The sequence below is a fragment of the Streptomyces bauhiniae genome (genome assembly GCF_004784475.1).
GTDB classification, from domain to species: domain Bacteria; phylum Actinomycetota; class Actinomycetes; order Streptomycetales; family Streptomycetaceae; genus Streptomyces; species Streptomyces seoulensis.
Genome location: NZ_SRRT01000006.1, coordinates 286,526 through 310,302 on the forward strand (window position 1 = coordinate 286,526; position 23,777 = coordinate 310,302).

General features: G+C 70.8%; 22 protein-coding genes. 12 read left to right on the forward strand and 10 right to left on the reverse strand.

Annotated features, from left to right (window positions below; all coding sequences use genetic code 11):
- Positions 1 to 204 precede the first annotated feature (204 nt).
- The 3 genes from pdhA to E5083_RS21115 are packed head-to-tail and all read left to right on the forward strand — an operon-like array spanning position 205 to position 3,770.
- Positions 205 to 1,395 (forward strand): pyruvate dehydrogenase (acetyl-transferring) E1 component subunit alpha, encoded by a 1,191-nt coding sequence (pdhA, locus tag E5083_RS21105; protein WP_135787257.1) that lies wholly within the window; start codon positions 205 to 207, stop codon positions 1,393 to 1,395.
- 1 nt (position 1,396) lies between these two features.
- Complete coding sequence (locus E5083_RS21110) at positions 1,397 to 2,374, forward strand: alpha-ketoacid dehydrogenase subunit beta (RefSeq protein WP_135787258.1); 978 nt, start codon at positions 1,397 to 1,399, stop codon at positions 2,372 to 2,374.
- A gap of 10 nt (positions 2,375 to 2,384) precedes the next feature.
- Complete coding sequence (locus tag E5083_RS21115; RefSeq protein ID WP_135787259.1) at positions 2,385 to 3,770, forward strand: dihydrolipoamide acetyltransferase family protein; 1,386 nt, start codon at positions 2,385 to 2,387, stop codon at positions 3,768 to 3,770.
- Between the two features lie 85 nt (positions 3,771 to 3,855).
- Here E5083_RS21115 and E5083_RS21120 read toward each other — a convergent pair whose 3' ends face one another.
- Together E5083_RS21120 and E5083_RS21125 are read right to left on the reverse strand one after the other, a co-directional pair.
- Positions 3,856 to 4,746 carry a BRO-N domain-containing protein gene (locus tag E5083_RS21120; RefSeq protein ID WP_135787260.1) on the reverse strand — a complete coding sequence of 297 codons (891 nt, stop codon included), beginning with the start codon at positions 4,744 to 4,746 and terminating at the stop codon, positions 3,856 to 3,858.
- A gap of 206 nt (positions 4,747 to 4,952) precedes the next feature.
- The gene (locus E5083_RS21125; RefSeq protein WP_135787261.1) at positions 4,953 to 5,849 is read right to left on the reverse strand and encodes a D-alanyl-D-alanine carboxypeptidase family protein; all 897 of its coding nucleotides are present in this window, start codon (positions 5,847 to 5,849) and stop codon (positions 4,953 to 4,955) included.
- Positions 5,850 to 6,061: 212 nt separating this feature from the next.
- Here E5083_RS21125 and E5083_RS21130 point away from each other — a divergent pair, with 212 nt between their 5' ends.
- Together E5083_RS21130 and E5083_RS21135 are read left to right on the forward strand one after the other, a co-directional pair.
- Positions 6,062 to 6,712, forward strand: coding sequence for a GntR family transcriptional regulator (locus E5083_RS21130; protein WP_130337965.1), 651 nt, complete (start codon positions 6,062 to 6,064; stop codon positions 6,710 to 6,712).
- A complete protein-coding gene (locus E5083_RS21135) occupies positions 6,709 to 8,013 on the forward strand; it encodes an MFS transporter (RefSeq protein ID WP_135787262.1) in 1,305 nt (434 codons plus the stop codon). The genes E5083_RS21130 and E5083_RS21135 overlap by 4 nt, the downstream gene beginning before the upstream one ends.
- Positions 8,014 to 8,020: 7 nt before the next feature.
- Here E5083_RS21135 and E5083_RS21140 read toward each other — a convergent pair whose 3' ends face one another.
- Together E5083_RS21140 and E5083_RS21145 are read right to left on the reverse strand one after the other, a co-directional pair.
- Complete coding sequence (locus E5083_RS21140) at positions 8,021 to 8,746, reverse strand: SAM-dependent methyltransferase (RefSeq protein ID WP_135787263.1); 726 nt, start codon at positions 8,744 to 8,746, stop codon at positions 8,021 to 8,023.
- A gap of 67 nt (positions 8,747 to 8,813) precedes the next feature.
- The gene (locus tag E5083_RS21145; RefSeq protein ID WP_135787264.1) at positions 8,814 to 9,638 is read right to left on the reverse strand and encodes a maleylpyruvate isomerase family mycothiol-dependent enzyme; all 825 of its coding nucleotides are present in this window, start codon (positions 9,636 to 9,638) and stop codon (positions 8,814 to 8,816) included.
- Between the two features lie 199 nt (positions 9,639 to 9,837).
- Between E5083_RS21145 and E5083_RS21150 the strand changes: the two genes are divergently transcribed.
- Entirely contained in the window at positions 9,838 to 10,632 is a 795-nt protein-coding gene (locus tag E5083_RS21150) for a carbon-nitrogen family hydrolase (protein WP_135787265.1), read from the forward strand.
- A 31-nt stretch (positions 10,633 to 10,663) separates the two neighbouring features.
- Here E5083_RS21150 and E5083_RS21155 read toward each other — a convergent pair whose 3' ends face one another.
- Together E5083_RS21155 and E5083_RS21160 are read right to left on the reverse strand one after the other, a co-directional pair.
- A complete protein-coding gene (locus E5083_RS21155) occupies positions 10,664 to 11,158 on the reverse strand; it encodes an LURP-one-related/scramblase family protein (protein WP_135787266.1) in 495 nt (164 codons plus the stop codon).
- Positions 11,159 to 11,190: 32 nt separating this feature from the next.
- Positions 11,191 to 12,180, reverse strand: coding sequence for a helix-turn-helix domain-containing protein (locus E5083_RS21160; protein ID WP_135787267.1), 990 nt, complete (start codon positions 12,178 to 12,180; stop codon positions 11,191 to 11,193).
- A gap of 52 nt (positions 12,181 to 12,232) precedes the next feature.
- On the opposite strand from E5083_RS21160, the gene E5083_RS21165 reads away from it, so the two are divergent.
- Together E5083_RS21165 and E5083_RS21170 are read left to right on the forward strand one after the other, a co-directional pair.
- Positions 12,233 to 12,628: a cupin domain-containing protein gene (locus E5083_RS21165; protein WP_135787268.1), complete on the forward strand. Its 396-nt coding sequence runs from the start codon at positions 12,233 to 12,235 to the stop codon at positions 12,626 to 12,628.
- Between the two features lie 31 nt (positions 12,629 to 12,659).
- Positions 12,660 to 14,498, forward strand: a complete 1,839-nt coding sequence (locus tag E5083_RS21170) for a thioredoxin-like domain-containing protein (protein ID WP_135787269.1) — start codon at positions 12,660 to 12,662, stop codon at positions 14,496 to 14,498.
- A 1-nt stretch (position 14,499) separates the two neighbouring features.
- On the opposite strand, the gene E5083_RS21175 is transcribed toward E5083_RS21170, so the two are convergent.
- From E5083_RS21175 to E5083_RS21185, 3 genes are all read right to left on the reverse strand, one after another.
- Entirely contained in the window at positions 14,500 to 14,745 is a 246-nt protein-coding gene (locus E5083_RS21175; protein ID WP_135787270.1) for a DUF6458 family protein, read from the reverse strand.
- A gap of 94 nt (positions 14,746 to 14,839) precedes the next feature.
- The gene (locus E5083_RS21180) at positions 14,840 to 16,150 is read right to left on the reverse strand and encodes a M18 family aminopeptidase (RefSeq protein ID WP_135787271.1); all 1,311 of its coding nucleotides are present in this window, start codon (positions 16,148 to 16,150) and stop codon (positions 14,840 to 14,842) included.
- An 86-nt stretch (positions 16,151 to 16,236) separates the two neighbouring features.
- Positions 16,237 to 18,063, reverse strand: coding sequence for an acyl-CoA dehydrogenase (locus E5083_RS21185; RefSeq protein ID WP_135787272.1), 1,827 nt, complete (start codon positions 18,061 to 18,063; stop codon positions 16,237 to 16,239).
- A 263-nt stretch (positions 18,064 to 18,326) separates the two neighbouring features.
- Between E5083_RS21185 and E5083_RS21190 the strand changes: the two genes are divergently transcribed.
- The 4 genes from E5083_RS21190 to E5083_RS21205 all read left to right on the forward strand — a co-directional run bounded on the left by E5083_RS21190 (position 18,327) and on the right by E5083_RS21205 (position 21,567).
- Complete coding sequence (locus tag E5083_RS21190) at positions 18,327 to 18,755, forward strand: BP74-related protein (protein WP_135787273.1); 429 nt, start codon at positions 18,327 to 18,329, stop codon at positions 18,753 to 18,755.
- 36 nt (positions 18,756 to 18,791) lie between these two features.
- Positions 18,792 to 19,262 carry an SseB family protein gene (locus E5083_RS21195; RefSeq protein ID WP_135787274.1) on the forward strand — a complete coding sequence of 157 codons (471 nt, stop codon included), beginning with the start codon at positions 18,792 to 18,794 and terminating at the stop codon, positions 19,260 to 19,262.
- 112 nt (positions 19,263 to 19,374) lie between these two features.
- Complete coding sequence (locus E5083_RS21200; RefSeq protein WP_135787275.1) at positions 19,375 to 20,352, forward strand: pirin family protein; 978 nt, start codon at positions 19,375 to 19,377, stop codon at positions 20,350 to 20,352.
- 171 nt (positions 20,353 to 20,523) lie between these two features.
- Positions 20,524 to 21,567, forward strand: a complete 1,044-nt coding sequence (locus E5083_RS21205; RefSeq protein WP_135787276.1) for an AI-2E family transporter — start codon at positions 20,524 to 20,526, stop codon at positions 21,565 to 21,567.
- Here the strand turns inward: E5083_RS21205 and E5083_RS21210 are convergent.
- The gene (locus E5083_RS21210) at positions 21,564 to 23,753 is read right to left on the reverse strand and encodes an ATP-binding SpoIIE family protein phosphatase (protein WP_135787277.1); all 2,190 of its coding nucleotides are present in this window, start codon (positions 23,751 to 23,753) and stop codon (positions 21,564 to 21,566) included. The genes E5083_RS21205 and E5083_RS21210 overlap by 4 nt on opposite strands.
- Positions 23,754 to 23,777: the final 24 nt, after the last annotated feature.

The window sequence follows — 23,777 nt, forward strand, 5'->3', positions numbered from 1 at the left end:
GTTTCACAGAAATGTGGAGCACTGGGTAACGTTAAAAGCCGCAGGCGCTCGCCGGGGCACCTGTCACGCCTGTTCCCGGCCGAGCGGCACCCACCCCGTGCCCGGTGGTCGAGAAGAGGTGGCCGCTCCCCCCGGCTCCGACCGAGCAAGGGGGACCCCAGGCTCACCGGCAACCCCGTGGGCCGGAACGACGGAGGAGCACACGTGACCGTGGAGAGCAGTGCCGCGCGCAAGCCGCGACGCAGCGCCGCAGGCAAGGCCGGTACCGCCGGTACCGGGCGCAGCACCCGCAGCACCGCGAAGCAGGGCACCGAGCCGGAGCTGGTGCAGCTTCTGACGCCGGAGGGCAAGCGGGTCAAGAACGCCGAGTTCGACGCCTACGTCGCCGGCATCACCCCCGACGAGCTGCGCGGTCTGTACCGCGACATGGTGCTCACCCGCCGCTTCGACGCGGAGGCGACCGCCCTGCAGCGCCAGGGCGAGCTGGGCCTGTGGGCCTCGCTGCTCGGCCAGGAGGCCGCCCAGATCGGCTCCGGCCGCGCCACCCGCGAGGACGACTACGTCTTCCCGACCTACCGCGAGCACGGCGTCGCCTGGTGCCGCGGGGTCGACCCGACCAACCTGCTCGGCATGTTCCGCGGCGTGAACAACGGCGGCTGGGACCCCAACGGCAACAACTTCCACCTCTACACGATCGTCATCGGCTCGCAGACGCTGCACGCCACCGGCTACGCGATGGGCGTGGCCAAGGACGGCGCCGACTCGGCCGTGATCGCCTACTTCGGCGACGGCGCGTCCAGCCAGGGCGACGTAGCGGAGTCGTTCACCTTCTCGGCGGTCTACAACGCCCCGGTGGTGTTCTTCTGCCAGAACAACCAGTGGGCGATCTCCGAGCCCACCGAGAAGCAGACCCGCGTCCCGCTCTACCAGCGCGCCCAGGGCTACGGCTTCCCCGGCGTCCGGGTCGACGGCAACGACGTGCTGGCCTGCCTCGCCGTGACCCGCTGGGCGCTGGAGCGCGCCCGCAACGGCGAGGGCCCGACCCTGGTCGAGGCGTTCACCTACCGGATGGGCGCCCACACCACCTCCGACGACCCCACGCGCTACCGGCACGACGACGAGCGTGTCGCCTGGGAGGCGAAGGACCCGATCCTGCGTCTGCGCGCCTACCTGGAGTCCTCAAACCACGCGGACGAGGGATTTTTCGCGGAACTGGAGGACGAGTCCGAGGCGTTGGGCAAGCGAGTGCGGGAAGCGGTCCGCGCCATGCCGGACCCGGACCGCTTCGCCATCTTCGAGAACGTGTACGCGGACGGGCACGCGCTCGTCGACGAGGAGCGCGCCCAGTTCGCCGCCTACCAGGCGTCGTTCACGGACGCCGAGGGGGGCAACTGACATGGCGGAGAAAATGGCTCTGGCCAAGGCGATCAACGAATCGCTGCGGCGCGCGCTGGAGACCGACCCCAAGGTCCTGGTCATGGGCGAGGACGTCGGCAAGCTCGGCGGCGTCTTCCGGGTGACCGACGGCCTCCAGAAGGACTTCGGCGAGGAGCGGGTCATCGACACCCCGCTCGCCGAGTCCGGCATCGTGGGCACCGCGATCGGCCTGGCCCTGCGCGGCTACCGCCCGGTGGTCGAGATCCAGTTCGACGGCTTCGTCTTCCCGGCGTACGACCAGATCGTCACCCAGCTCGCGAAGATGCACGCCCGCTCGCTGGGCAAGGTCAAGATGCCCGTCGTCATCCGCATCCCCTACGGCGGCGGCATCGGCGCGGTCGAGCACCACTCCGAGTCCCCCGAGGCGCTGTTCGCGCACGTGGCGGGCCTGAAGGTGGTCAGCCCGTCCAACTCCTCGGACGCCTACTGGATGATGCAGCAGGCCATCCAGAGCGACGACCCGGTGATCTACTTCGAGCCCAAGCGGCGCTACTGGGACAAGGGCGAGGTCGACCCCGAGCTGATCCCCGGCCCGCTGCACAGGGCGAGCGTGGTCCGCGAGGGCACCGACCTGACGCTGGCCGCCTACGGGCCGATGGTCAAGCTGTGTCAGCAGGTGGCCGACGCGGCCGCCGAGGAGGGCAAGTCCCTGGAGGTGCTCGACCTCCGCTCGGTCTCCCCGCTGGACTTCGACACCATCCAGACCTCGGTCGAGAAGACCCGCCGTCTGGTGGTCGTCCACGAGGCGCCGGTGTTCCTCGGCTCCGGCGCGGAGATCGCCGCGCGGATCACCGAGCGGTGCTTCTACCACCTGGAGGCTCCGGTGCTCCGGGTCGGCGGCTATCACGCCCCGTACCCGCCGGCGCGCCTGGAGGACGAGTATCTGCCGGGCCTGGACCGGGTGCTCGACGCCGTCGACCGCGCCCTTGCGTACTGAGGAAGGTTTCGTGACGACGATGACGGAAGCTTCCGTGCGCGAGTTCAAGATGCCGGACGTGGGCGAGGGGCTCACCGAGGCCGAGATCCTCAAGTGGTACGTGCAGGTCGGGGACACGGTCACCGACGGCCAGGTGGTGTGCGAGGTCGAGACCGCCAAGGCGGCCGTCGAACTCCCCATCCCCTACGACGGGGTGGTGCGCGAGCTGCGCTTCGCCGAGGGCACGACGGTCGATGTGGGTACGGCGATCATCGCGGTCGACGTGTCGGGCGGGGCCGCCTCCGAGCCGGCGCCGGCCGAGCCCGCTCCCGCCGCTGACGAGGCCGAGCCGCAGGGTCGTACGCCGGTGCTGGTGGGGTACGGCGTGGCCGCCTCCTCCACCAAGCGGCGTCCCCGCAAGGGGCCCGAGGTGGCGGTGGCCGCCGCGCAGGCGGTGCAGGCCGAGCTGAACGGGCACGGCGCCGCCGCTCCCGCCCCCGCTCCGGTCAAGGAGCGCCCGCTGGCCAAGCCGCCGGTGCGCAAGCTGGCCAAGGACCTGGGCGTCGACCTGGCGCGGGTCACCCCGTCCGGGCCGGACGGCATCATCACGCGTGAGGACGTGCACGCGGCGGTGGCCCCGGCGGAGCCGGTGGTGGAAGCGCCGGCCCCGGCCGCTGTGCCCGCTCCCGCGCCCGCCGTGGCGGGGTACGACTCCGCGCGGGAGACGCGTATCCCGGTCAAGGGGGTCCGCAAGGCGACCGCGCAGGCGATGATCGGCTCGGCGTTCACGGCGCCGCACGTCACGGAGTTCGTGACGGTGGACGTGACGCGGACGATGAAGCTGGTCGAGGAGCTGAAGCAGGACAAGGAGTTCCAGGGGCTGCGGGTGAACCCGCTGCTGCTGATCGCCAAGGCCCTGCTGGTCGCGATCAAGCGCAACCCCGAGGTCAACGCGTCCTGGGACGAGGCGGCCCAGGAGATCGTGCTCAAGCACTACGTCAACCTGGGCATCGCGGCGGCGACTCCGCGCGGGCTGATCGTGCCCAACATCAAGGACGCGCAGGACAAGACGCTCCCGCAGTTGTCCGCGGCGCTGGGCGAGTTGGTGAGCACGGCCCGCGAGGGCAAGACGTCCCCGGCGGCGATGCAGGGCGGCACGGTGACCATCACCAACGTCGGCGTCTTCGGCGTCGACACCGGTACGCCGATCCTCAACCCCGGCGAGTCCGCGATCCTCGCCGTCGGCGCGATCAAGCTCCAGCCGTGGGTCCACAAGGGCAAGGTCAAGCCCCGCCAGGTCACCACCCTCGCCCTCAGCTTCGACCACCGCCTGGTCGACGGCGAACTCGGCTCCAAGGTCCTGGCAGATGTGGCGGCAATTCTCGAACAGCCGAAGCGGTTGCTCTCCTGGGCGTAGTAGGCCCTTTTGACCTGCAGAAATGCTGAGACCCTAACCTCCAGTTAGGGTCTCAGCATTTCTCGTTCATCTCTCACGCGCTTTCTCAAACGGTGTTCAGCACATACACCGGCGCCCCGCCCTCGGCTCCACCCCGCGACCGAATGCAGGCGTGCCGCCGCAACATCCGCAGACATTCATTGCCCCGCCGCACGGTCAATCCGGTCCGTGCCGCGATCGACTCGAGCGGCTCCCGCAACTCGCCCTTCTCCACGAGCACCGGCGCGATGACGACGGCCACCGTCCACACGTCCTCGGTCACGGACAACCGCTCCCGCCAGCCGGCCAGTAGGGAGGCGGTGGCGGCGGGTCCTCCGACAGGGATGGCCGGGCGGAGGCTGAACCCATCGATCCGGTCCGCAATACGCACCATCGCCTCGGCCATGGCTGTCTGCGCGGTGAGCATCTCCCTTTGCAGCGCGAGGGATTGACGCTGTACGCCCGCCAACTCCTCGTCCAGCTTGAGGTTGTGCGCCTCCAGCCGGACGATGGCCTCCGCGACCTGCTCCGGCATGGCGTAGGCGACCGGAGCCCCCGGCCCGAGGGGCTGCACCTCGGCCTCCTCCAGTGCGTAGAACCCCTCCCGCTGGACCGTCTCGATGACCTCCGCGACCCACTGCTTGAAAGGCGCGCAGGCGGGCTTGGTGCAGGCGTTGACGAGGAGGATGAGACCTTGGAGATCAATGATCTGCAAGTCTCGGCGCCACCCCCTACCTGCGGGAACGCTGAGACTGTGACTTCCAGTCACAGTCTCGAGAAACTCTCGATGGGCCTCCGGGACGTGATCGAGAAGGGCCTTACGGGTCGTGGTGTAACCCAACTTCTTGCAGACGTCCGCCGCCGGGAACCAGTGCGTCCCGTCCGGCATCGTCAGCCTCCGTACGCGGTCTCCGGTCGCCGCGTAGACGAAGTCGCTGATGTCGATCGCCTCGTTCATATGAACCACCTCCGCCGTGGAACGTAGGGCCCGGCAAACGGCATATGCCAGTTGACAACTGGGATGTTCACGATTGCGAGGGAAGATCGGTTGTTTCCCCGACTTCGGGGTGCTGATCCCGGTATAGGGAAGGTGAGTTGAGGCAACGCAAAGGGCCCGCCCCCGCGGAGTGAACCGGTTGGGCGGGCCCTGGAGTGCTGCGGGGCTTACTTGGTGAAGCCGTAGTTCAGGATCTTCGTCGCGTCCGTGCCGCGCTGGTTGACGGAGGACGACGCGAGGACCGTGCCGATGACCGTCTTGCCGTTGCGGGTGGCGGCGAAGACGAGGCAGTACTTGGCCTCGGGGCCGGAGCCGGTCTTGACGCCGATGGTGCCGCTGTAGCTGCTGAGCAGCGTGTTGGTGTTGGTCCACGCCTTCATCGTGCGCGTGCTGCCGGTCTTGGTGACCGTCTTCGCCGTGTACGACTTGGTCTTGACGATCGCCCGGAAGTTGGCGTTCTTCATCGCGCTGCTGGCGATCTTCGTCAGGTCGCGCGGGGTCGAGTAGTTCGAGCCCTTGCCGATGCCGTCGAAGGAATCGAAGTGCGTGTTCTTCAGGTTGAGGGCCTTCGCGGCGGAGTTCATCTTGCCGAGGAAGGAGTTCACCCGCGCGGTGTGCGTGCTGCCCGAGCCGTACTTGTCCGCGAGGACGTACGCGGCGTCGCAGCCCGACGGCAGCATCAGCCCGTACAGGAGCTGGCGGACGGTGACCTTGTCGCCGACGATCAGGCCGGCCGAGGACGCGTTGTTGGCGACGATGTAGTCGCTGGCGCCCTTGGGGATGGTGACCTTGGTGTCCAGGTTCAGGTTCGGCTGCGCCAGCACGACCTTCGCGGTCATGATCTTGGTGGTCGAACCCGTGGAGCGCCGGGTGTCCGCGGCCTTGGTGTACAGCGAAGCGCCGGTGGAGTTGTTCATCGCGTAGCCGCCCGCGGCCACGATCGACGGCGCGGAAGCGGCCTGCGCGGGCGCTGCGGTGAGGGCACTCGTGGTGAGCAGCGCGCCGGACGCGACGGCGACGGCGGCGGCCCTGCGGAGGGAGGAGCCCTTGATGCCGGTAATCAAAGCGAAATACCTCGATTGTCTGAAATGCCCTGGGAATGCGACCTAGTTGAGGTGCCCTGAAAGGAGGGCCGCACCTGTGTGACAAGTGAACGGCCCCCATGGTTGCACTCCTGGGGAAGGAAAGTTCCGGCGCTCCGCTGACGCCCCCTCGGCCGGGTCCGCATGCTGGACCGCGCTGTCCCACCCCCGGCTGTTGTATCTATCCTGTGGGCATGCAAACGGCCACCAGGCAGCCACCCGCCGCCGACCGCGTCTACACCCACGTCAAGCAGGGCGTCCTCGACCGCCGGTACGAGGGCGGCACCCTGCTCACCGAGGGCGAGCTGGCCGAGGCGGTGGGGGTGTCCCGTACCCCCGTCCGCGAGGCGCTGCTGCGGCTGGAGGCCGAGGGGCTGATCCGGCTGTACCCGAAGAAGGGCGCGCTGGTGCTGCCGGTCTCGGCGCAGGAGATCGCCGACGTGGTGGAGACCCGGCTGCTGGTCGAGGAGCACGCCGCCCGTAAGGCCGTTCCCGCGCCGCCCGCCCTGCTGGACCGGCTCGCCGAGCTGCTCCAGCGGCAGCGGGAGCAGGCCGCGGCGGGCGACTTCGCGGCCGCCGCCGTCACCGACCGCTGCTTCCACGCCGAGATCGTGCGCAGCGGCGGGAACGAGATCCTGTCCCGCCTCTACGACCAGCTCCGCGACCGTCAGCTCCGGATGGGCGTCGCGGTGATGCACTCCCACCCCGACCGGATCGCCAAGACCCTCACCGAGCACGCCGAGATCCTGGACGCGCTGCGCGCCGGGGACGCGGAGGCGGCGGTCGGGCTGGTGCACCGGCACGTCGGCTGGTTCTCCGGGCTGGCGCGCGGGGAGGTCCGATGAGCCGGGCCACGACCACCCTGCCGGGTGACCCTCCGGGCGGCCGCCGGGCCGTCGCCGTGTGGTCCATCGGCGTCGCGGTCTACTTCGTCGCCGTCATCTTCCGCACCTCGCTCGGCGTGGCCGGCCTGGACGCGGCGGACCGCTTCCATGTGAACGCCTCCGCGCTGTCGACGTTCTCGATCCTCCAGTTGCTCGTGTACGCGGGCATGCAGATACCCGTCGGCCTGCTGGTCGACCGGCTCGGCACGAAGAAGGTGCTGTGCCTGGGCGCGGTGCTGTTCACGGCCGGACAGCTCGGCTTCGCCTTCTCGCCTTCGTACGGCACCGCACTAGCGTCCCGCGCGCTGCTGGGCTGTGGGGACGCGATGACGTTCATCAGCGTGCTGCGGCTCGGTACCCGGTGGTTCCCGGCCCGGCGCGGGCCCTTCGTCGCGCAGCTCGCCGGGCTGGTCGGCATGGCGGGCAACCTTGTCTCCACCCTGGTGCTGGCCCGGCTGCTGCACGGGCTCGGCTGGACCCCGGCGTTCGCGGGCAGCGCGCTCGCGGGTGCGGTCGTACTGGTGCTGACCCTGTTGTTCCTCAAGGACCACCCCGAGGGCCATGAGCCGGAGCCCTTCCCGCACCAGGGTGCCGCGTATGTGCGCCGGCAGATCGCGGAGGCGTGGCGGGAACCCGGTACCCGGCTGGGGATGTGGGTGCACTTCACCACGCAGTTCCCGGCGATGGTCTTCCTGCTGCTCTGGGGGCTGCCGTTCCTGGTGCAGGCGCAGGGGCTCAGCCGGGCCGGCGCGGGTGAGCTGCTCACCCTGGTCGTGCTCTCCAACATGGTGATCGGGCTCGTCTACGGCCAGGTCGTCGCCCGGCACCACGCGGCCCGGCTCCCGCTGGCCCTCGGTACGGTCGCCGCGACGGCCGTCATGTGGGCGCTGACCCTCGCCTGGCCGGGCGCGCACGCGCCGATGGCGCTGCTGGTGGTGCTGTGCGTGGTGCTGGGTGCCTGCGGCCCCGCCTCCATGCTCGGCTTCGACTTCGCCCGCCCCGCCAACCCGCCCGAGCGTCAGGGCACCGCCTCCGGCATCACCAACATGGGCGGTTTCATCGCCTCCATGACCACCCTCTTCGCCATCGGCGTCCTGTTGGACGCCACCGACGACGACTACTCCGTGGCCTTCAGCGCCGTCTTCGTCCTCCAGACCCTCGGCCTCACCCAGATCCTCCGCCTCCGCACCCGCGCCGCCCGCCGGGAACGGGAACGGTTGGTCGCGAGCAGGGTGGAGACAGTGCACGTCCCGGCGGCGTAGCCGACTCTCAGCGCAGGACCGGTACCAGCGTCAGGTACGCCATCCCCAGGACCCCTCGGTAGCTCATCCACTGGGCGCGGTGGCGGTCCAGGCGGTTGCGGGTCTCGGTCGCGGCCGGGTTGGCGGCCAGCCAGACCTCCTGGGCGGCCTGGTAACCCGATTCGAAGTGCTCCCACTCCGAGAGAGTCGCTGTTTCTGTCCATTCCGGGCGGAAGCCCGAGGCGACGGCGAGGTCGAGGAGTTCAGCAAGGCTGAGGTGGTCGGAGGTCGCGGCGCCGGGCCACATTCCCGCAAGCTCGGCCTCCGTGGGCCGGCGGTCCCAGATGCCCTCGCCCAGGAGGACCCGGCCCCCGTCGGTCACCAGCCTCCGCAGCGAGCGCAGGGCTTCCGCCGTGGGGCAGTCGGCGTCGGACAGGGCCTGGCTTGCCCCCACGCACAGGACCAGGTCAGCGGGGCCATGGGCCGTGTCGCGGGCGGACTCCGCCAGGAAGTCGACCCGTCCCGTCAGGCCCCGCTCCTCCGCCGAGCGGCGGCCCCGGGCGAGGTCGGCTTCATTGAGGTCGACGCCCGTGCCCCGCGCCTCCGGCACCGCCTCCAGCACGCGGAGCAACAACTCGCCCCAGCCGCAGCCGATGTCGAGGACGGTGTGGGGGCGGTTCGCGGAGAGGCGGTCGACGATCGCGTCGGCGCGGGCGGAGGAGAGCGGGCCGTGGAAGGTGAGCCGGGTGGTCATGGCGGGGACGGTAACCGCGGCCCGCCCCACCGGCACCCGATTAAAGAGTCGGCGCCCGGTTAAAACGTCACGGCGTCACCGCGAAGTTCCGCAGGATCGCCGCCGTCAGCTCCGGATCGCCCTCGGTCTTGATGCGATCGCCCGCCGCCTCCGCACCGATCCGCCCGCAGGCCAGCCGGAAGTACGTCTCCCAGTCCATGCTGAAGCTCGCGGCGGGCCCCAGCGCGGGTGCCGTCTCCAGCGTGCCCCGGCCCTGGATGTCGACGCGGATCGTGCGCAGGAACTCCACCGGCCCGTGCACGTCGAAGACGATCGCCGAACTGCGCGGCGCCTGGGCCTCCTTGGCGACCACCTTGGGCAGCCCGGCCAGCAGCAGGTCACGGGCGACCAGCGCGCCGGGCGAGTCGAGGTTGCCCGGACGCCCGAGGGCGGTGCGCAGATCCTGCTCGTGCACCCAGACGTCGAACGCCCGCATCCGCATGGCGAGTTCGAGGGTGATCTCCTTGCCCATCGGCCCCCGGACCAGGGTGTCGGGCTGCCGGGACTCGTTGCGGATCTGCCGGTTGCGCCGGATGACCGTGTACTCCAGCTCCGACGTCATCTCCGGCGCCGTGTGATGGCGGCGTACATCGACCTGCATCTCCATGTACCGCTGCGCCTCGTTGGTGACATGGAAGAGGTCGCGGGGCAGCGTGTGGATCGGCCGGGGGTCGCCGAGCATCTCGCAGTCCAGCCCGATGACATGGGAGACCACGTCCCGCACCGACCAGCCGGGGCACGGCGTACGCCGGTTCCACTCGGCCTCGGCCAGCGGGTTCACCAGCTCGGATATCGCGTCGATCGAGTGGTTCCAGGCGTCGGCGTAGGGCTGGAGGGTGGGATGCAGACTCACGGAACAGGACCCCTCGGCGGTCGGTACACGGGCAGAATCGGCGGCTGCACTGGGCGGGTGTCTGGAAACTCCCCCACGCTCTCGGCTTGCGCGAGGAGGGGGGACCCCCAAGTTACGCTGCTCCGATACCCCCCGGCAGTGCTTTCGTGTGACGATCGTAGGCCCGTGGGAACGACTCGAATGCCAGGACGGTGGTAGTGTGCGCGCCTCGCTGATCCAGATCCGTGTGGACGAGGGCGAATCCGTGGCCGGACGGCGCCTGCGCGCGGCGGGTCTCGTACGCGCCGAGGCCGATGCGGACCTCGTGGTGCTGCCCGAGCTGTGGACCACCGGCGCGTTCGCCTACGAAACGTTCGCCACCGAGGCCGAGCCGCTCCAGGGCCCCACCCACGACGCGATGGCGAGCGCGGCCAAGGACGCGGGCGTCTGGCTGCACGCCGGGTCGATCCCGGAGCGCGACCCCGACGGCACCCTCTACAACACCGCGCTCGTCTACTCCCCCTCCGGTGAACTCGCCGCCGCCTACCGGAAGATCCACCGCTTCGGCTTCGACCAGGGCGAGGCCGTGCTGATGGGCGCCGGGCGCGCACCCGTCACCGTCCCGCTGCCGGAGACCACCGTCGGCCTCGCCACCTGCTACGACCTCCGCTTCCCCGAGCTCTTCCGCACCCTCACCGACGCCGGCGCCGAGACCCTGGTGGTCTCCGCGGGCTGGCCCGAGCGCCGCCGCGCCCACTGGACGCTGCTGGCCCAGGCACGCGCGGTGGAGAACCAGGCGTACGTCCTCGCGTGTGGAACGGCCGGTACGCACGCCGGAGTTCCCCAGGCGGGTCACTCGATCGTGGTGGACCCGTGGGGCGAGGTGCTGGCCGAGGCGGGCCCGGACGAGGAGGTGCTCCGGGTGGAGTTCGACCCGGCGAGGGTCCCGGCGACCCGTGAGCAGTTCCCGGCGCTGAAGGACCGCGTCCTCGGCCTGGAACCGCCCCGCCGCTGAGCCCCGGCCGCTGGACCTCGGCCGATGGGCCTCAGTCGTCCTCCCGCTCCTTCTCCGCCAGGTGGATCACGCACACCGCCACCGCGATGAGCAGCGCCGGGTCGGCGTCGTCCCGTACGACGTCGACCCCGTAGGTGTCGCGGACGGTGAGCCAGCGGCGGGAGATCACCGCGAGGAGTTCGCCCTGGTACTCGACGGCGAACTCGCGGTCCAGGATCTTGCCGCTGATGTCGAGTTCGGTGCCGTCGACCAGGTCGACGCGGTAGTGGTTGCGCAGCAGGGAGAGCCGCTTGCGGCGGACGGTGGCGAGATCCTCGCCGTCCCGCTGGATCACCATGGTGTCGCGCAGGGCGAACATCTTCTGGTGGATGTCGATCAGGACATTGCCCGCGGTGTCCTTCAGCTCGAAGGTGTCCCGCAGCCGCATGGCCTTGCCGTCGACGAGGAAGACCTTGCGGCCGTCCGCGTCCTCGATCCAGTAGTCGTCGCCGATGCCCAGCAGCCGGTCGCGCACGAGGAGTCTCATGTCTGAAGCGCTTCCCCGGCGGGAGACGTTCCTCACCGCGGGACGGGTCCGAACCGCTTGCGGTAGTCGGAGGGGCTCAGTCCGGTCTCCCGGCGCAGTCGCGCCCGCAGGTTGGCCGCGGTGCCCAGTCCCGAGCGGGCGGCGACCACGTCCAGCCGGGTCTCCCCACGCTCGATCAGCCGGCAGGCCAGCGCCACCCGTTCGCCGGTGAGCCAGGCCAGCGGGGTGGTGCCGAGGCGTTCGCGGAAGCGGCGGTGCAGGGTGGCGGGGGAGACGGCCGCGCGGGCGGCGAGGTCGGCCACGGTGAGCGGTTCGCCGAGCCGTTCCTGCGCCCAGGCGAGCAGCGGGCCGAGCGAGCCGTCGGGCACCTCGGGCAGCGGACGTTCCACGAACTGCCGCTGTCCGCCGTCCCGGTGGGCGGCGAAGACCAGGCGCCGGGAGACCGCGTTGGCGATCTCGGCGCCGTGGTCCCGCCGCCACAGGTACAGCCCGAGGTCGAGCGCGGCCGCGCTGCCGGAGGCGGAGAGCACGTCCCCGTCGTCGACGAAGAGCACGTCCGGCTCCAGCAGCACCTTCGGGTGCAGCCGCCGGAAGGTCTCGGCCCACCGCCAGTGGGTGGCGGCCCGGCGCCCGTCGAGCAGCCCGGCCTCGGCGAGCGCGAAGGTGCCGGTGCAGAAGCTGACGATCCGGGTGCCCCGCGCGTGCGCGCGCCGGATCGCCTCCCGTACGGGGGCCTCGCGCGGGACCACGTTGTCCGGGCGGCCCGGCACGATCAGGGTGTCCGCGCCGTCCACCGCGTCAAGACCGGCCAGGCCGGTCAGGGTGAGGAAGCCGTGGTTCATCCGCACCTCGCGGGTCGGCGCGCACACCGTGACCCCGTACAGCGGGGCGGGAAGGCCCAGTTCGGGGCGGGGCAGGCCGAACAGCTCGGTGGCGACACCGACCTCGAACGGGTTGGTGCCGGCGTCCACCAGAACGGCGACCTGGTGGGTGCGCGGCACATGCGAGGATTCTTGCGCCATATGCAATTCCTAGCACTCGTGTGGTCGGCCCACACACCCCACGATGGAACACATGGCAACCGAACAGCCCCGCTCCCTCCCCGACGTCCTCGCCTCCTTCCACGACCGGTGGAGCCCCCGCATCGTTGCGTCGGTCAACGACTACGACGTGCGCGTGGCCAAGGTCGAGGGCGAGCACCTCTGGCACGCGCACGACGACACCGACGAGTTCTTCCTCGTCCTGACCGGCGAACTCCACATCGCGCTGCGCGAGCCGGCCGGTGAGCGCACGGTCGTCCTGCGTCAGGGCTCGGTCTTCACCGTCCCGCGCGGCACCGAGCACAAGCCGTACGCGCCGGTGCCCACCGAGATCCTGATGCTGGAACCCACCGGCACCCTGAGTGTGGGCGACCGACACGAAGACGTCCCGGACCATGTGGACGCCACCACCGGGCACACCCTGGACTGAGCCCCGCCCCTCCGGGTGGCACCCTTGAAGCATGAACGACTCCGCTTCTCGACGTGTCCGTGTCCGCGCTCCCGAGCTGGTCGGCAAGGGCGGCTGGCTGAACACCGGCGATCAGCAGTACACCCTGGCCGACCTGCGAGGACGCATCGTCATCCTCGACTTCTGGACGTTCTGCTGCATCAACTGCCTGCACGTCCTGGACGAGCTGCGGGAGCTGGAGGAGCGGCACCGGGACACGGTGGTCGTGGTCGGCGTGCACTCCCCGAAGTTCGTGCACGAGGCCGAGCACCAGGCGGTCGTGGACGCGGTCGAGCGGTACGGCGTGGAGCACCCCGTACTGGACGACCCGGAGCTGGCCACCTGGAAGCAGTACGCGGTACGCGCCTGGCCGACGCTCGTGGTGATCGACCCGGAGGGGTACGTGGTCGCCCAGCACGCCGGTGAGGGGCATGTGCACGCCATCGAGCGGCTGGTGGAGGAGCTGGAGGCCGAGCACGAGGCCAAGGGCACCCTGCGCCGGGGCGACGGCCCCTATGTGGCGCCGGAGCCGGAGCCGACCGTGCTGCGCTTCCCCGGCAAGGCGCTGCTGCTGCCCTCGGGGAACTTCCTGGTCAGCGACACCACCCGGCACCAGTTGGTCGAGCTGGCCGAGGACGGCGAGAGCGTCGTACGCCGGATCGGCACCGGTGAGCGCGGCTTCGCGGACGGCTCGACCGAGGAGGCGTCCTTCAACGAGCCGCAGGGTCTCGCGCTGCTGGACGACAGCTCCGTGGTCGTCGCCGACACCGTGAACCACGCCCTGCGCCGCCTGGACCTCGCCTCCGGCGCGGTCACCACCCTGGCCGGCACCGGCAGGCAGTGGATGCAGGGCGCCCCCACCTCGGGACCGGCCCGCGAGGTCGCGCTGTCCTCACCGTGGGACGTGGCCCTCTTCGGCGGCACGGTGTGGATCGCCATGGCGGGCGTGCACCAGCTCTGGACGTACGACCCGGAGGCGGGGACCGTCCAGGTCGCGGCCGGTACCACCAACGAGGGTCTGGTGGACGGGCCCGGCGCCGAGGCGTGGTTCGCGCAGCCCTCCGGGCTCGCGGCGACGGAGGAGCGGCTGTGGCTCGCGGACTCCGAGACCTCCGCGCTGCGCTGGGTGGACCTCGACGGCGCCGTGCACACCGCCGTCGGCACCGGTCTGTTCGACTTCGGCCACCGGGACGGCGAGGCCGGGCAGGCGCTGCTCCAGCACCCGCTGGGCGTCACCGCGCTGCCGGACGGCTCGGTCGCGATCGCGGACACCTACAACCACGCGCTGCGCCGCTTCGACCCCGCCACCGGCGAGGTCACCACGCTTGCCACCGATCTGCGGGAGCCCAGTGACGCGGTGCTGGTCGGCGACGACATCGTGGTGGTGGAGTCCGCCCGCCACCGGCTGACCCGGCTGCGGCTGCCCGAGGAGGCGGTCCGCGTGGAGGCGGTCGCCCACCGCACGCAGCGCGCGGCCACCGAGGTGGCCCCGGGCCGGCTGCGGCTGGACGTGATCTTCCAGGCGCCCGCAGGCCAGAAGCTGGACACCCGCTACGGCCCCTCGACCCGGCTGCTGGTCTCCGCGACCCCGCCCGAGCTGCTGCTCAAGGGCGAGGGCGCGGACAGCGACCTGAGCCGGGAGCTGGAGCTGGACCCGGCCGTCACCGAGGGCGTGCTGCACGTCTCCGCGATGGCCGCATCCTGCGACGACGACCCCGCGAACGAGTACCCGGCCTGCCATGTGCACCAGCAGGACTGGGGTGTTCCGGTGCGCCTCGTCGCGGGCGCGGCGGACCGGCTGCCTTTGGTGCTTGCGGGCCTGGATGAGGGCGCCGCGGGCGACGGAAGCTGAATCAGACGCCGTAGCCGTCCGAGTAGCCGTCGCGCGGTGCGGGCCGCTCCTCCTCCACCACCCGGGTGGGCGGGACGACCACGCGGCGGCGCCGGGCGATGCCGCTGAAGGTCGCCAGGCCGATGAGGCCGGCGGCCATGAAGATGACGCCGACCAGGTCGAGGTTGACGCCGCTCATGTGCCAGTCGGTGGCAAATGTGAGGATCGCTCCCACGGCTATGAGGATGATGCATCCGCCGAGGCCCATGAGATCCTGCCTCCCCTAATAGGTTCCGGAATCTCCGGTCCCGTTCGGCGGGTACCCCCCATCCGGCCGGTTAGCCACCCAACCCCGTTGTCGACTACGCCTCCAGAAAGGCCGTCAGGGCCTCGGCGAGGAGGAACGGGTCGTCGGCGCCGCAGAGTTCGCGCGCGCTGTGCATGGAGAGGATCGCCACGCCGATGTCCACGGTGCTGATGCCGTGGCGGGCGGCGGTGATGGGGCCGATGGTGGTGCCGCAGGGCATCGAGTTGTTCGAGACGAACGTCTGGAACGGCACCCCGGCCCGCTCGCACGCGGCGGCGAACACCGCGCGGCCCGAACCGTCCGTGGCGTAGCGGTTGTTGACGTTCACCTTGAGGATCGGGCCGCCGTTGATCCGCGGGTGGTGCGTGGGGTCGTGCCGCTCCGCGTAGTTGGGGTGCACGGCGTGCCCGGTGTCGGAGGAGAGGCAGACGGTGCCCGCGAAGGCACGGGCGCGGTCCTCGTAGGAGCCGCCGCGCGCGAACACCGAGCGCTCCAGCACGCTGCCGAGCAGCGGGCCGTCGGCACCGGTGTCGGACTGGGAGCCGTTCTCCTCGTGGTCGAAGGCGGCCAGGACGGGGATGTGAGGGAGAGACTCCCCGGAGGTGGCGGCGGCGATCAGCGCGGCCGTACCGGCGTGCACGGAGAGCAGGTTGTCCATCCGGGGCCCGGCGACCAGCTCGCGGTCCCGGCCCAGGTAGGCGGGCGCCTCGACGGGGTATGTCATGAGGTCCCAGCCCGCGACCGAACCGGGCTCGAGACCGGCCTCCTCCTCCAGGAAGGCGATCAGGTCACCCTCGTGGACATCGTTCCCGAGGCCCCAGACGGGCTGGAGGTGGCGCTGCTTGTCGAGCTTGAGGCCGTCCACGGAGACCGAGCGGTCCAGGTGGATGGCGAGCTGCGGCACCCGCAGCAGCGGACGGTCGATGTCGGCCAGGACCGAGGTGCCGTCGCGCAGGGTGAGCCGGCCGGCCAGGCCCAGGTCGCGGTCGAGCCAGGAGTTCATCAGCGGGCCGCCGTAGATCTCCACCGCGACCTGGCGCCAGCCGTGCGCCCCGCTGTCCGGCTCGGGCTTGACCCGGAGGTTCGGGGAGTCGGTGTGCGCGCCGACGATACGGAACGGGGTGTGCGGGGTGGCGCCCTCGGGGACGTACCAGGCGATGACCGCGCCGCCGCGCAGCACATACCGTCCCCCGCTGCCCGTGCCCGCGGGGGTGTCCCACGCCTCGGTCTCGGTGACCCGGGTGAAGCCTGCCTCTTCCAGCCGCGCGGCGACGTTCGCCACGGCGTGGTACGGCGTCGGGCTCGCCGCCAGGAAGGCCATCAGGTCGTCGGTGTGGCCGCGGTCGAAACGGGACGGTGCGCTCATGGCGTTTACCTTAACGACGAGCGCGGGCCCGCTCTCCGGAAGGAGGAAGCGGGCCCGCGCCGGGGGTCTTTACGTATGGATGAGGACTAGAACGCGGCCTCGTCCAGCTCCATCAGGTCCAGGTCGACACCGGAGGCGACCTTGCGGGCCAGGGTGACGCCGGGCAGGACGTTGGCCGCGAAGAACTTCGCCGCCGCGATCTTGCCGGTGTAGAACGCCTTGTCCTTCGCCGAGGCCGTCTCCAGCTTCTCGGCGGCGACGGCGGCGCCGCGCAGCAGCAGGTAGCCGACGATCACGTCACCGGAGGCCATCAGCAGGCGGGTGGTGTTGAGGCCCACCTTGTAGATGTTCTTGACGTCCTGCTCGGTGGCCGCGAGGTCGGTCAGCATCAGGCCGACGATCGCCTCCAGCTCCACGGCCGCCTTGGCCAGGTGCTCGCGGGCGCCCGCCAGCTCCTCGCCGCCGGTGGCCAGCGCCAGGAACTTCTTGATGTCCTCGGCCAGACCGTTCAGCGCGGCACCCTGGTTGCGGACGATCTTCCGGAAGAAGAAGTCCTGGCCCTGGATCGCGGTGGTGCCCTCGTAGAGGGTGTCGATCTTGGCGTCGCGGATGTACTGCTCGATCGGGTACTCCTGGAGGAACCCGGAGCCGCCGAAGGTCTGGAGCGACTGCGCGAGCTGCTCGTAGCCCTTCTCGGAGCCGTAGCCCTTCACGATCGGCAGGAGCAGGTCGTTCAGCGCGTGCTCGGCGGAGGTGTCCTCACCGTTCGCCTCCTTGACCGCGATGGTGTCCTGGACGGACGCCGTGTGCAGCACCAGGGCGCGCATGCCCTCCGCGTACGCCTTCTGCGTCATCAGCGAGCGGCGCACGTCGGGGTGGTGGGTGATGGTGACCTTGGGCGCCTTCTTGTCCATGAAGTTGGCGAGGTCGGGACCCTGGACGCGCTCCTTGGCGTACTCCAGCGCGTTGAGGTAGCCGGTCGACAGGGTCGAGATGGCCTTCGTGCCGACCATCATGCGGGCGAACTCGATGATGCGGAACATCTGGCGGATGCCGTCGTGCTTGTCGCCGATCAGCCAGCCCACGGCGGGGTGGCGGTCGCCGAACGTCATCTCGCAGGTGTTGGACGCCTTGAGGCCCATCTTGTGCTCGACGTTGGTGGCGTAGACGCCGTTGCGCTCGCCCAGCTCGCCGGTCTCGCCGTCGAAGTGGTACTTCGGCACGAGGAAGAGGGAGAGGCCCTTGGTGCCGGGGCCGGCACCCTCGGGGCGGGCGAGGACGTAGTGGAGGATGTTCTCCTCCATGTCGTGCTCACCGGAGGTGATGAAGCGCTTCACGCCCTCGATGTGCCAGGAGCCGTCCTCCTGCTGCACGGCCTTGGTGCGGCCGGCGCCCACGTCCGAGCCGGCGTCCGGCTCGGTGAGGACCATGGTGGAACCCCAGGTCTTCTCGACCGCGATCTTCGCCCACTGCTTCTGCTCCTCGGTGCCCTCCTCGAAGAGGATGCGCGCGAACGCCGGGCCGGAGGAGTACATCCAGATGGCCGGGTTGGCGCCGAGCACCAGTTCCGCGTACGCCCAGATCAGGGACGGCGGGGTGTTGGTGCCGCCGATCTCCTCGGGCAGGCCGAGCCGCCAGTACTCCGAGTCCATGAAGGACTTGTAGCTCTTCTTGAAGGAGGCCGGGACCGGCGCGGTGTTGGTCTCGGGGTCGAAGACCGGGGGGTTGCGGTCGGCGTCCACGAAGGACTCCGCCAGCTCGTTCTCCGAGAGACGGGTCAGCTCCGCGAGGACGGACTTCGCGGTGTCGGTGTCCATCTCCTCGAACGGGCCGGTGCCGTAGAGCTTCTCGCGGCCGAGGACTTCGAAGAGGTTGAACTCGATGTCGCGCAGGTTGGACTTGTAGTGCCCCATGGTGACTCCATCACGGACTCGGCGAGGCACTGACTCCTCGCGGCTGATCACGTACCAACAAGTGGCTACGATGATGCTACCCGTCGGTAATAAGACGCAACCCCGGCGGGTGTGAGAAGCCTCTACCGCCCCCGCGCTCTCCGCCGTGCCTCCCCGTGCGCCCGCCCGGTCGGGTGACTCCCCGCTTCCGTGGCGAGCACTCCAAGTGACGTGCTGTGTACTCTCCGTCGCGATTCCTACCCTCTCTGTGCTCGGAGGCACACGTGCGACGACTTCTGACCAGGTTCGGCGGCCTCGCGGCGGCGGCGATGCTGACGGTCGGACTGGCCCATCCCTCGCAGGCGGCGGACCCGGCGTACTTCGAATTCACGGACGCGACCCGTCAGACGGCGGTCGTGCGGATCGACGACCCGGCCAAGATCGCTCACGCGCGGCAACTGCTCAGCGGCGGGACGACCGACCGTCCCCACCTCTTCGGACGGATCGTCAAGCGCGAGGCTCCGTACAACCCGAGGTGGAGTTTCCACTACGACCCCTCGACGGTCGACTTCTTCGACGTGGCCATCGAGGTCTGCGACGCCCCCCTCCCCTATGTCGAGGACCACCTCGACGAGGCGGGCGGCGCCTTCCTGCCGGGGTTGTTCTGGTGTCCCTGGACTTCCCGTCTCACGCGGGAGGTTCCGGCTCCGTAGGTCACACGGGCGGGGCGGCTCGGTACTCTTGCGCGCATGTACGGCTACGACCAGAACGTGGGCGCCCAGCAGCAGTACGTGCCGCCGCAGCAGCAGCCGGGTGGTGTCGGCGGGTACGGCCAGCAGCCGCCGCTCTACCCGGAGCCGTCCGCGCCCTCGCTGGCGGACGCGGTGCGCGCCTTCACCACCGGGCAGATGCCCGCCGAGGACTTCCAGCAGGTCTTCGCCACGTCCAAGGTGTACTGCCCGCGCGGCGACACCCCCGGCTTCCTCGCCCTGCACAACACCCAGCAGCCGGTGATCCCGATGTTCACCTCGCTCAAGGAGCTGCGCCGGTACGCGGGCAAGGAGTCCAAGTACTTCGTGATCACCGGCGCCGAGGTGATCGACCTGCTCCCCACCGGCTACGGCTTCGTGGTCGACATGGAGGGCGAGCACCGGATGGTGTTCGACGCCAAGGCGGTGGAGCAGATGGTCGACTTCGCGATGCGCCGGATGTACGGCTAGCCCCAGCTCATCGGTTCAGAGGCCCGGAGGGAATTACCTCCGGGCCTCCTGTGTTGTGGCTGGCGGAAAGTTCAACGCTCAACTAAACTGGGTCCACAAGGAGGTACCGACCATGCCTGCAGTGACCGTCGAGAACCCGTTGACGCTGCCCCGTGTGACCGCGTCCGCCGACGCCGTGTCGCGTCCGGTGCTCACCGTGACGACCGCGCCGAGCGGCTTCGAGGGCGAGGGGTTCCCGGTGCGCCGCGCCTTCGCCGGGATCAACTACCGCCACCTCGACCCGTTCATCATGATGGACCAGATGGGCGAGGTGGAGTACGCGCCGGGCGAGCCCAAGGGCACCCCCTGGCACCCGCACCGCGGCTTCGAGACCGTCACCTACATCATCGACGGCATCTTCGACCACCAGGACTCCAACGGCGGTGGCGGCACCATCACCAACGGCGACACCCAGTGGATGACCGCCGGCTCGGGCCTGCTGCACATCGAGGCCCCGCCGGAGCACCTGGTCATGTCGGGCGGTCTCTTCCACGGGCTCCAGCTCTGGGTGAACCTCCCCGCCAAGGACAAGATGATGGCGCCCCGCTACCAGGACATCCGGGGCGGCAGCGTCCAGTTGCTCACCACTCCCGACGGCGGCGCGCTGCTGCGGGTCATCGCCGGTGAGCTGGACGGGCACGCGGGTCCCGGCATCACCCACACGCCGATCACCATGATCCACGCGACGGTGGCGCCGGGCGCCGAGATCACCCTGCCGTGGCGCGAGGACTTCAACGGCCTCGCCTACGTCCTCGCCGGGCGCGGCTCGGTGGGCGCGGAGCGCCGTCCGGTGCGCACCGGGCAGACCGCGGTCTTCGGCGCCGGGTCCGCGCTGACCGTCCGCGCGGACGAGAAGCAGGACTCCCACACCCCGGACCTCGAGGTCGTCCTCCTCGGCGGACAGCCCATCCGCGAGCCCATGGCCCACTACGGCCCGTTCGTCATGAACACCAAGGACCAGCTCATGCAGGCCTTCGAGGACTTCCAGAAGGGCCGCCTGGGCACGGTGCCGGCGGTGCACGGCATGACGGAGAAGGGCCCGCAGGGCTGACGGGGATCTGTTCGCCCACCACTCGGCCGACAGTTTCGGGTGGTGGGTGGGCATAGGCCGGGGGTCCAGGGGGCGGGAGCCCCCTGGGACGGCATCCCCGGCACCGGTTCACTCACCCACCCGGCCCGCCACAGCAGGGCACCCGAACCCACGGCGTGCTCCGCTGGGAGCGTGCCGCTTCTCCCCGTACCCGTGCGCCGCTTCGCCGCCTGGTGTGCCGTGCTGCTCCTGGCGGCAGCCCTCGGCTGGGTCGGCATCCGCCTGTGCGGAGAGCTGCGCACCGCCGTAACCCCCGTACTGCTCGCCCTCCTCGGCACCGCCCTGCTGGGCCCCCTGTACCGCTGGCTGCTCAAGATGAAGCTGAACGCCAGCCTCGCCGCCGCCCTGACCTGCGTGGCCGTCGTGGCGGTCGTCGGCGGAGCGGTCTACATCGTGGTCGCCGCCCTCGTGGACACCGGCGACGAGATCGTGGCCTCCCTCCGCGAGGCGGCCAAGGCAGTCGCCAGGCACTTCGGCGCCGCCGGCACCGGCCTGGACGACCTGGCCGGCAACGCCCGCGAGCTGCTGGGCAAGTTCGGCGGCACCGCCGTATCCAACGTCATCAGCGGCGTCAGCGTGGTCGGCGAGTCCGTAGCCATCGCCGTACTCGCCCTGCTGCTCGTCTTTTTCTTCCTGCGCGACTCCCAGCGGGCCCTGCGCTCCCTGCGCGGCCTCGCCCCCGCCGGTACCGCCGACGTCGTGGAGGCCATGGCGCGCCGGGCCTTCGAGGCGGTCGAGGGGTTCATGCGCGGGACGACGATCATCGCGCTCATCGACGCCGTCTGCATCACCGTCGGCCTGCTGATCCTGCGCGTACCCGGCGCGGTGGGCCTCGGCGCGCTCGTGTTCGTCGCCGCCTACATCCCCTACCTCGGCGCCTTCCTCTCCGGCGCGGTCGCCGTCCTGGTCGCCCTCGCTGACCGGGGTTTCGTGATCGCGCTGTGGGCGCTCGGGGTGGTGCTCGCGGTCCAGGTGCTGGAGGGGCACGTACTCCAGCCGGCCATCCAGAGCCGCACCGTACAGATGCACCCGGCGGTGGTGATGCTGACGATCACCGCGGGCGCCTCCGTCGCGGGCATCCTCGGCATGCTCCTCGCCGTCCCCCTGACCGCGGCCGTCTTCGGCGTCGTCCAGGAACTCCGCGAGCGCTACGGCACCCCGCACGAGCAGCCCTAGATCCCGATCTCGTCCCCTTCTTCCTCCCCGGGGCGCTCGTACAGCTCGAACCAGATGCTCTTGCCCTCGCCGCGCGGCTCGACCCCCCAGGCGTCGGCGAGCATCTCGATCAGCATCAGGCCGCGTCCGGAGGAGGCCAGTTCGCCGGGGCGGCGCTTGTGCGGGAGGTCGTCGCCGCCGTCGGTGACCTGGACGCGCAGCCGGCGGTGGTCGTGCTCGCCGAAGATCTCCGCGAGCAGCAGCGCGTCGGCGTCGGTGTGCACCAGCACGTTGGTGATCATCTCGGAGACCAGCAGCACCGCCGCGTCCACCTGCTCGGCCGGGGTCCAGTCGTGCAGCAGCTCGCGCAGGTGCTGGCGGGCCTCCGCGATCCGTTCCGGCTCGTCCTGCGCCACCGACAGCAGCGTGCTGCGCACCCGGGTCCGGGCCGTGGCCGCCGGGCCGCTGAGCCCCCAGCTCTCCCCGGTGCGGAACAGCAGCAGCACCGCGATGTCGTCCTCGCGGCGGTCGGTCAGCGGGCCGGTGGTGTGGTGCGAGGAGGGCCCGTGCACCCCCTGCACCAGCGCGTCCGCCAGCCCCTCCAGACCGTTCTCGCGCTCCGACTCCTTGGCGCCGAACTCCTCCAGGATCGCCCGGATGCGCCGCCAGCCGCTCTCCATGTCGTGGCCGCCGGTCTCGATCAGACCGTCGGTGCACAGCATCATCGTCTCGCCCGGCTCCAGCGTGAACCGGGTCGTCGGATAGTCCCCGTCCGGGTCCACGCCCAGCGGCAGCCCGCCCGCGGTCGGCCGGAGCACCACCGTGCCGTCGGGCAGCCGGATCACCGGCTCCGGGTGCCCGGCGCGGGCCACCTCGAGGCGCCCGGTCGCCGGGTCGGCCTCCGCGTACAGGCAGGTCGCGAAGCGCAGGTCGGTCATGTGCTCGTCGTGCGTGATCCCGTGCAGAAAGCGGGAGGCGCGGGAGAGCACCGCGTCCGGGCGGTGCCCCTCGGCGGCGTACGCCCGCAGCGCGATCCGGAGCTGGCCCATCAGGCCCGCCGCCCGTACGTCGTGCCCCTGCACGTCCCCGATGACCAGCGCGAACCTGCCGCCCTGGGCCGTGGTCGGGGAGACCCCGCCGGGCAGCGGGATCATGTCGTACCAGTCGCCGCCCACCTGGAGACCGCCGCCGGTCGGGATGTAGCGCGCGGCCACACCCATGCCGGGGATCTCCGGGAGCAGCGAGGGCATCATCGACCGCTGGAGCCCCTCGGACAGCTCCCGCTGGGTCTCCGCGTCGCTCGCCCGCGTCAGCGCCTGGGCCAGCATCCGGGCGACCGTGGTCAGCACCGCCCGCTCGTCGGGGGTGAACGCCACCCGGTCGCTGAACGCCGCCATCCACGCGCCCCGCGTCCGCCCGCCCAGCGTCAGCGGCAGAAAGGCCCACGAGCAGCGCCCGAACCGCTCGGCCAGCGGCCAGGTGGTCGGATACCGGTCCCGGTACTCGCCGGGCGTGGAGAGATAGACCGCCTGGCCGGTACGGACCACCTCGGCGGCCGGATAGTCCGTGGTCAGCGGCATCTGGGTGAAGGGGCCGTCGTCGCCGGGGAGGTAGCCGTGGTGGCCGATGATCGTCAGCCGGTCGCCCTCCACCCCGAACACCGCGAGCCCGTCCGGGGAGAAGCCCGGCATGGACAGCGTGGCCGCGACCCGCAGCACCTCCGCCGTCGACCGGGCCTCGGCCAGCGCCCGGCCCGCGTCCAGCAGGAACGCCTCGCGGGAGCGCCGCCAGTCGCCGGTGATCGCGCTGCGCGCCGAGGACGTGCCCGGCGCCGGCTCGATGACCTCCTGAAGGGTGCCGACCAGTTCGTACGCCCGTTTTTCGCGGTCGTAGGCAGGCTTGGAGCGGCTGCGCACCACCCGGACGGTACGGCCCTCCGCGTCCACCACCCGGATACGCACCTCGGCGAGCGTGCCGCGGGCCACGGCGAGCGGGATGACGCCGGTGATCTCGTGCCAGTCGGAGGGGTGCATCCGGGCACGGGCCTGGTTCTCGGTGAGGGTGGTGGGACGGGCCGGCAGGCCCAGCAGCCGCGCCGCCTCCGCGTCCACGGTGACCAGCTCCGTGGCCGTGTCCCACTGCCAGATCCCCGTGGCGAGGGAGACGAGGACATCCCCCAGGGACGGCAGTGGCTCACCTGTGCGCATTGCCCCACTTTAAGAAGGTCGTCC

Coding starts and splice junctions, on each gene's coding strand:
- E5083_RS21110 (WP_135787258.1), top strand. CDS start 1,397: ATGGCGGAGAAAATGGCTCTGGCCAAGGCGATCAACGAATCGCTGCGG.
- E5083_RS21120 (WP_135787260.1), bottom strand. CDS start 4,746: ATGAACGAGGCGATCGACATCAGCGACTTCGTCTACGCGGCGACCGGA.
- E5083_RS21130 (WP_130337965.1), top strand. CDS start 6,062: ATGCAAACGGCCACCAGGCAGCCACCCGCCGCCGACCGCGTCTACACC.
- E5083_RS21135 (WP_135787262.1), top strand. CDS start 6,709: ATGAGCCGGGCCACGACCACCCTGCCGGGTGACCCTCCGGGCGGCCGC.
- E5083_RS21140 (WP_135787263.1), bottom strand. CDS start 8,746: ATGACCACCCGGCTCACCTTCCACGGCCCGCTCTCCTCCGCCCGCGCC.
- E5083_RS21155 (WP_135787266.1), bottom strand. CDS start 11,158: ATGAGACTCCTCGTGCGCGACCGGCTGCTGGGCATCGGCGACGACTAC.
- E5083_RS21160 (WP_135787267.1), bottom strand. CDS start 12,180: ATGGCGCAAGAATCCTCGCATGTGCCGCGCACCCACCAGGTCGCCGTT.
- E5083_RS21165 (WP_135787268.1), top strand. CDS start 12,233: ATGGCAACCGAACAGCCCCGCTCCCTCCCCGACGTCCTCGCCTCCTTC.
- E5083_RS21170 (WP_135787269.1), top strand. CDS start 12,660: ATGAACGACTCCGCTTCTCGACGTGTCCGTGTCCGCGCTCCCGAGCTG.
- E5083_RS21175 (WP_135787270.1), bottom strand. CDS start 14,745: ATGGGCCTCGGCGGATGCATCATCCTCATAGCCGTGGGAGCGATCCTC.
- E5083_RS21180 (WP_135787271.1), bottom strand. CDS start 16,150: ATGAGCGCACCGTCCCGTTTCGACCGCGGCCACACCGACGACCTGATG.
- E5083_RS21185 (WP_135787272.1), bottom strand. CDS start 18,063: ATGGGGCACTACAAGTCCAACCTGCGCGACATCGAGTTCAACCTCTTC.
- E5083_RS21195 (WP_135787274.1), top strand. CDS start 18,792: ATGTACGGCTACGACCAGAACGTGGGCGCCCAGCAGCAGTACGTGCCG.
- E5083_RS21200 (WP_135787275.1), top strand. CDS start 19,375: ATGCCTGCAGTGACCGTCGAGAACCCGTTGACGCTGCCCCGTGTGACC.
- E5083_RS21210 (WP_135787277.1), bottom strand. CDS start 23,753: ATGCGCACAGGTGAGCCACTGCCGTCCCTGGGGGATGTCCTCGTCTCC.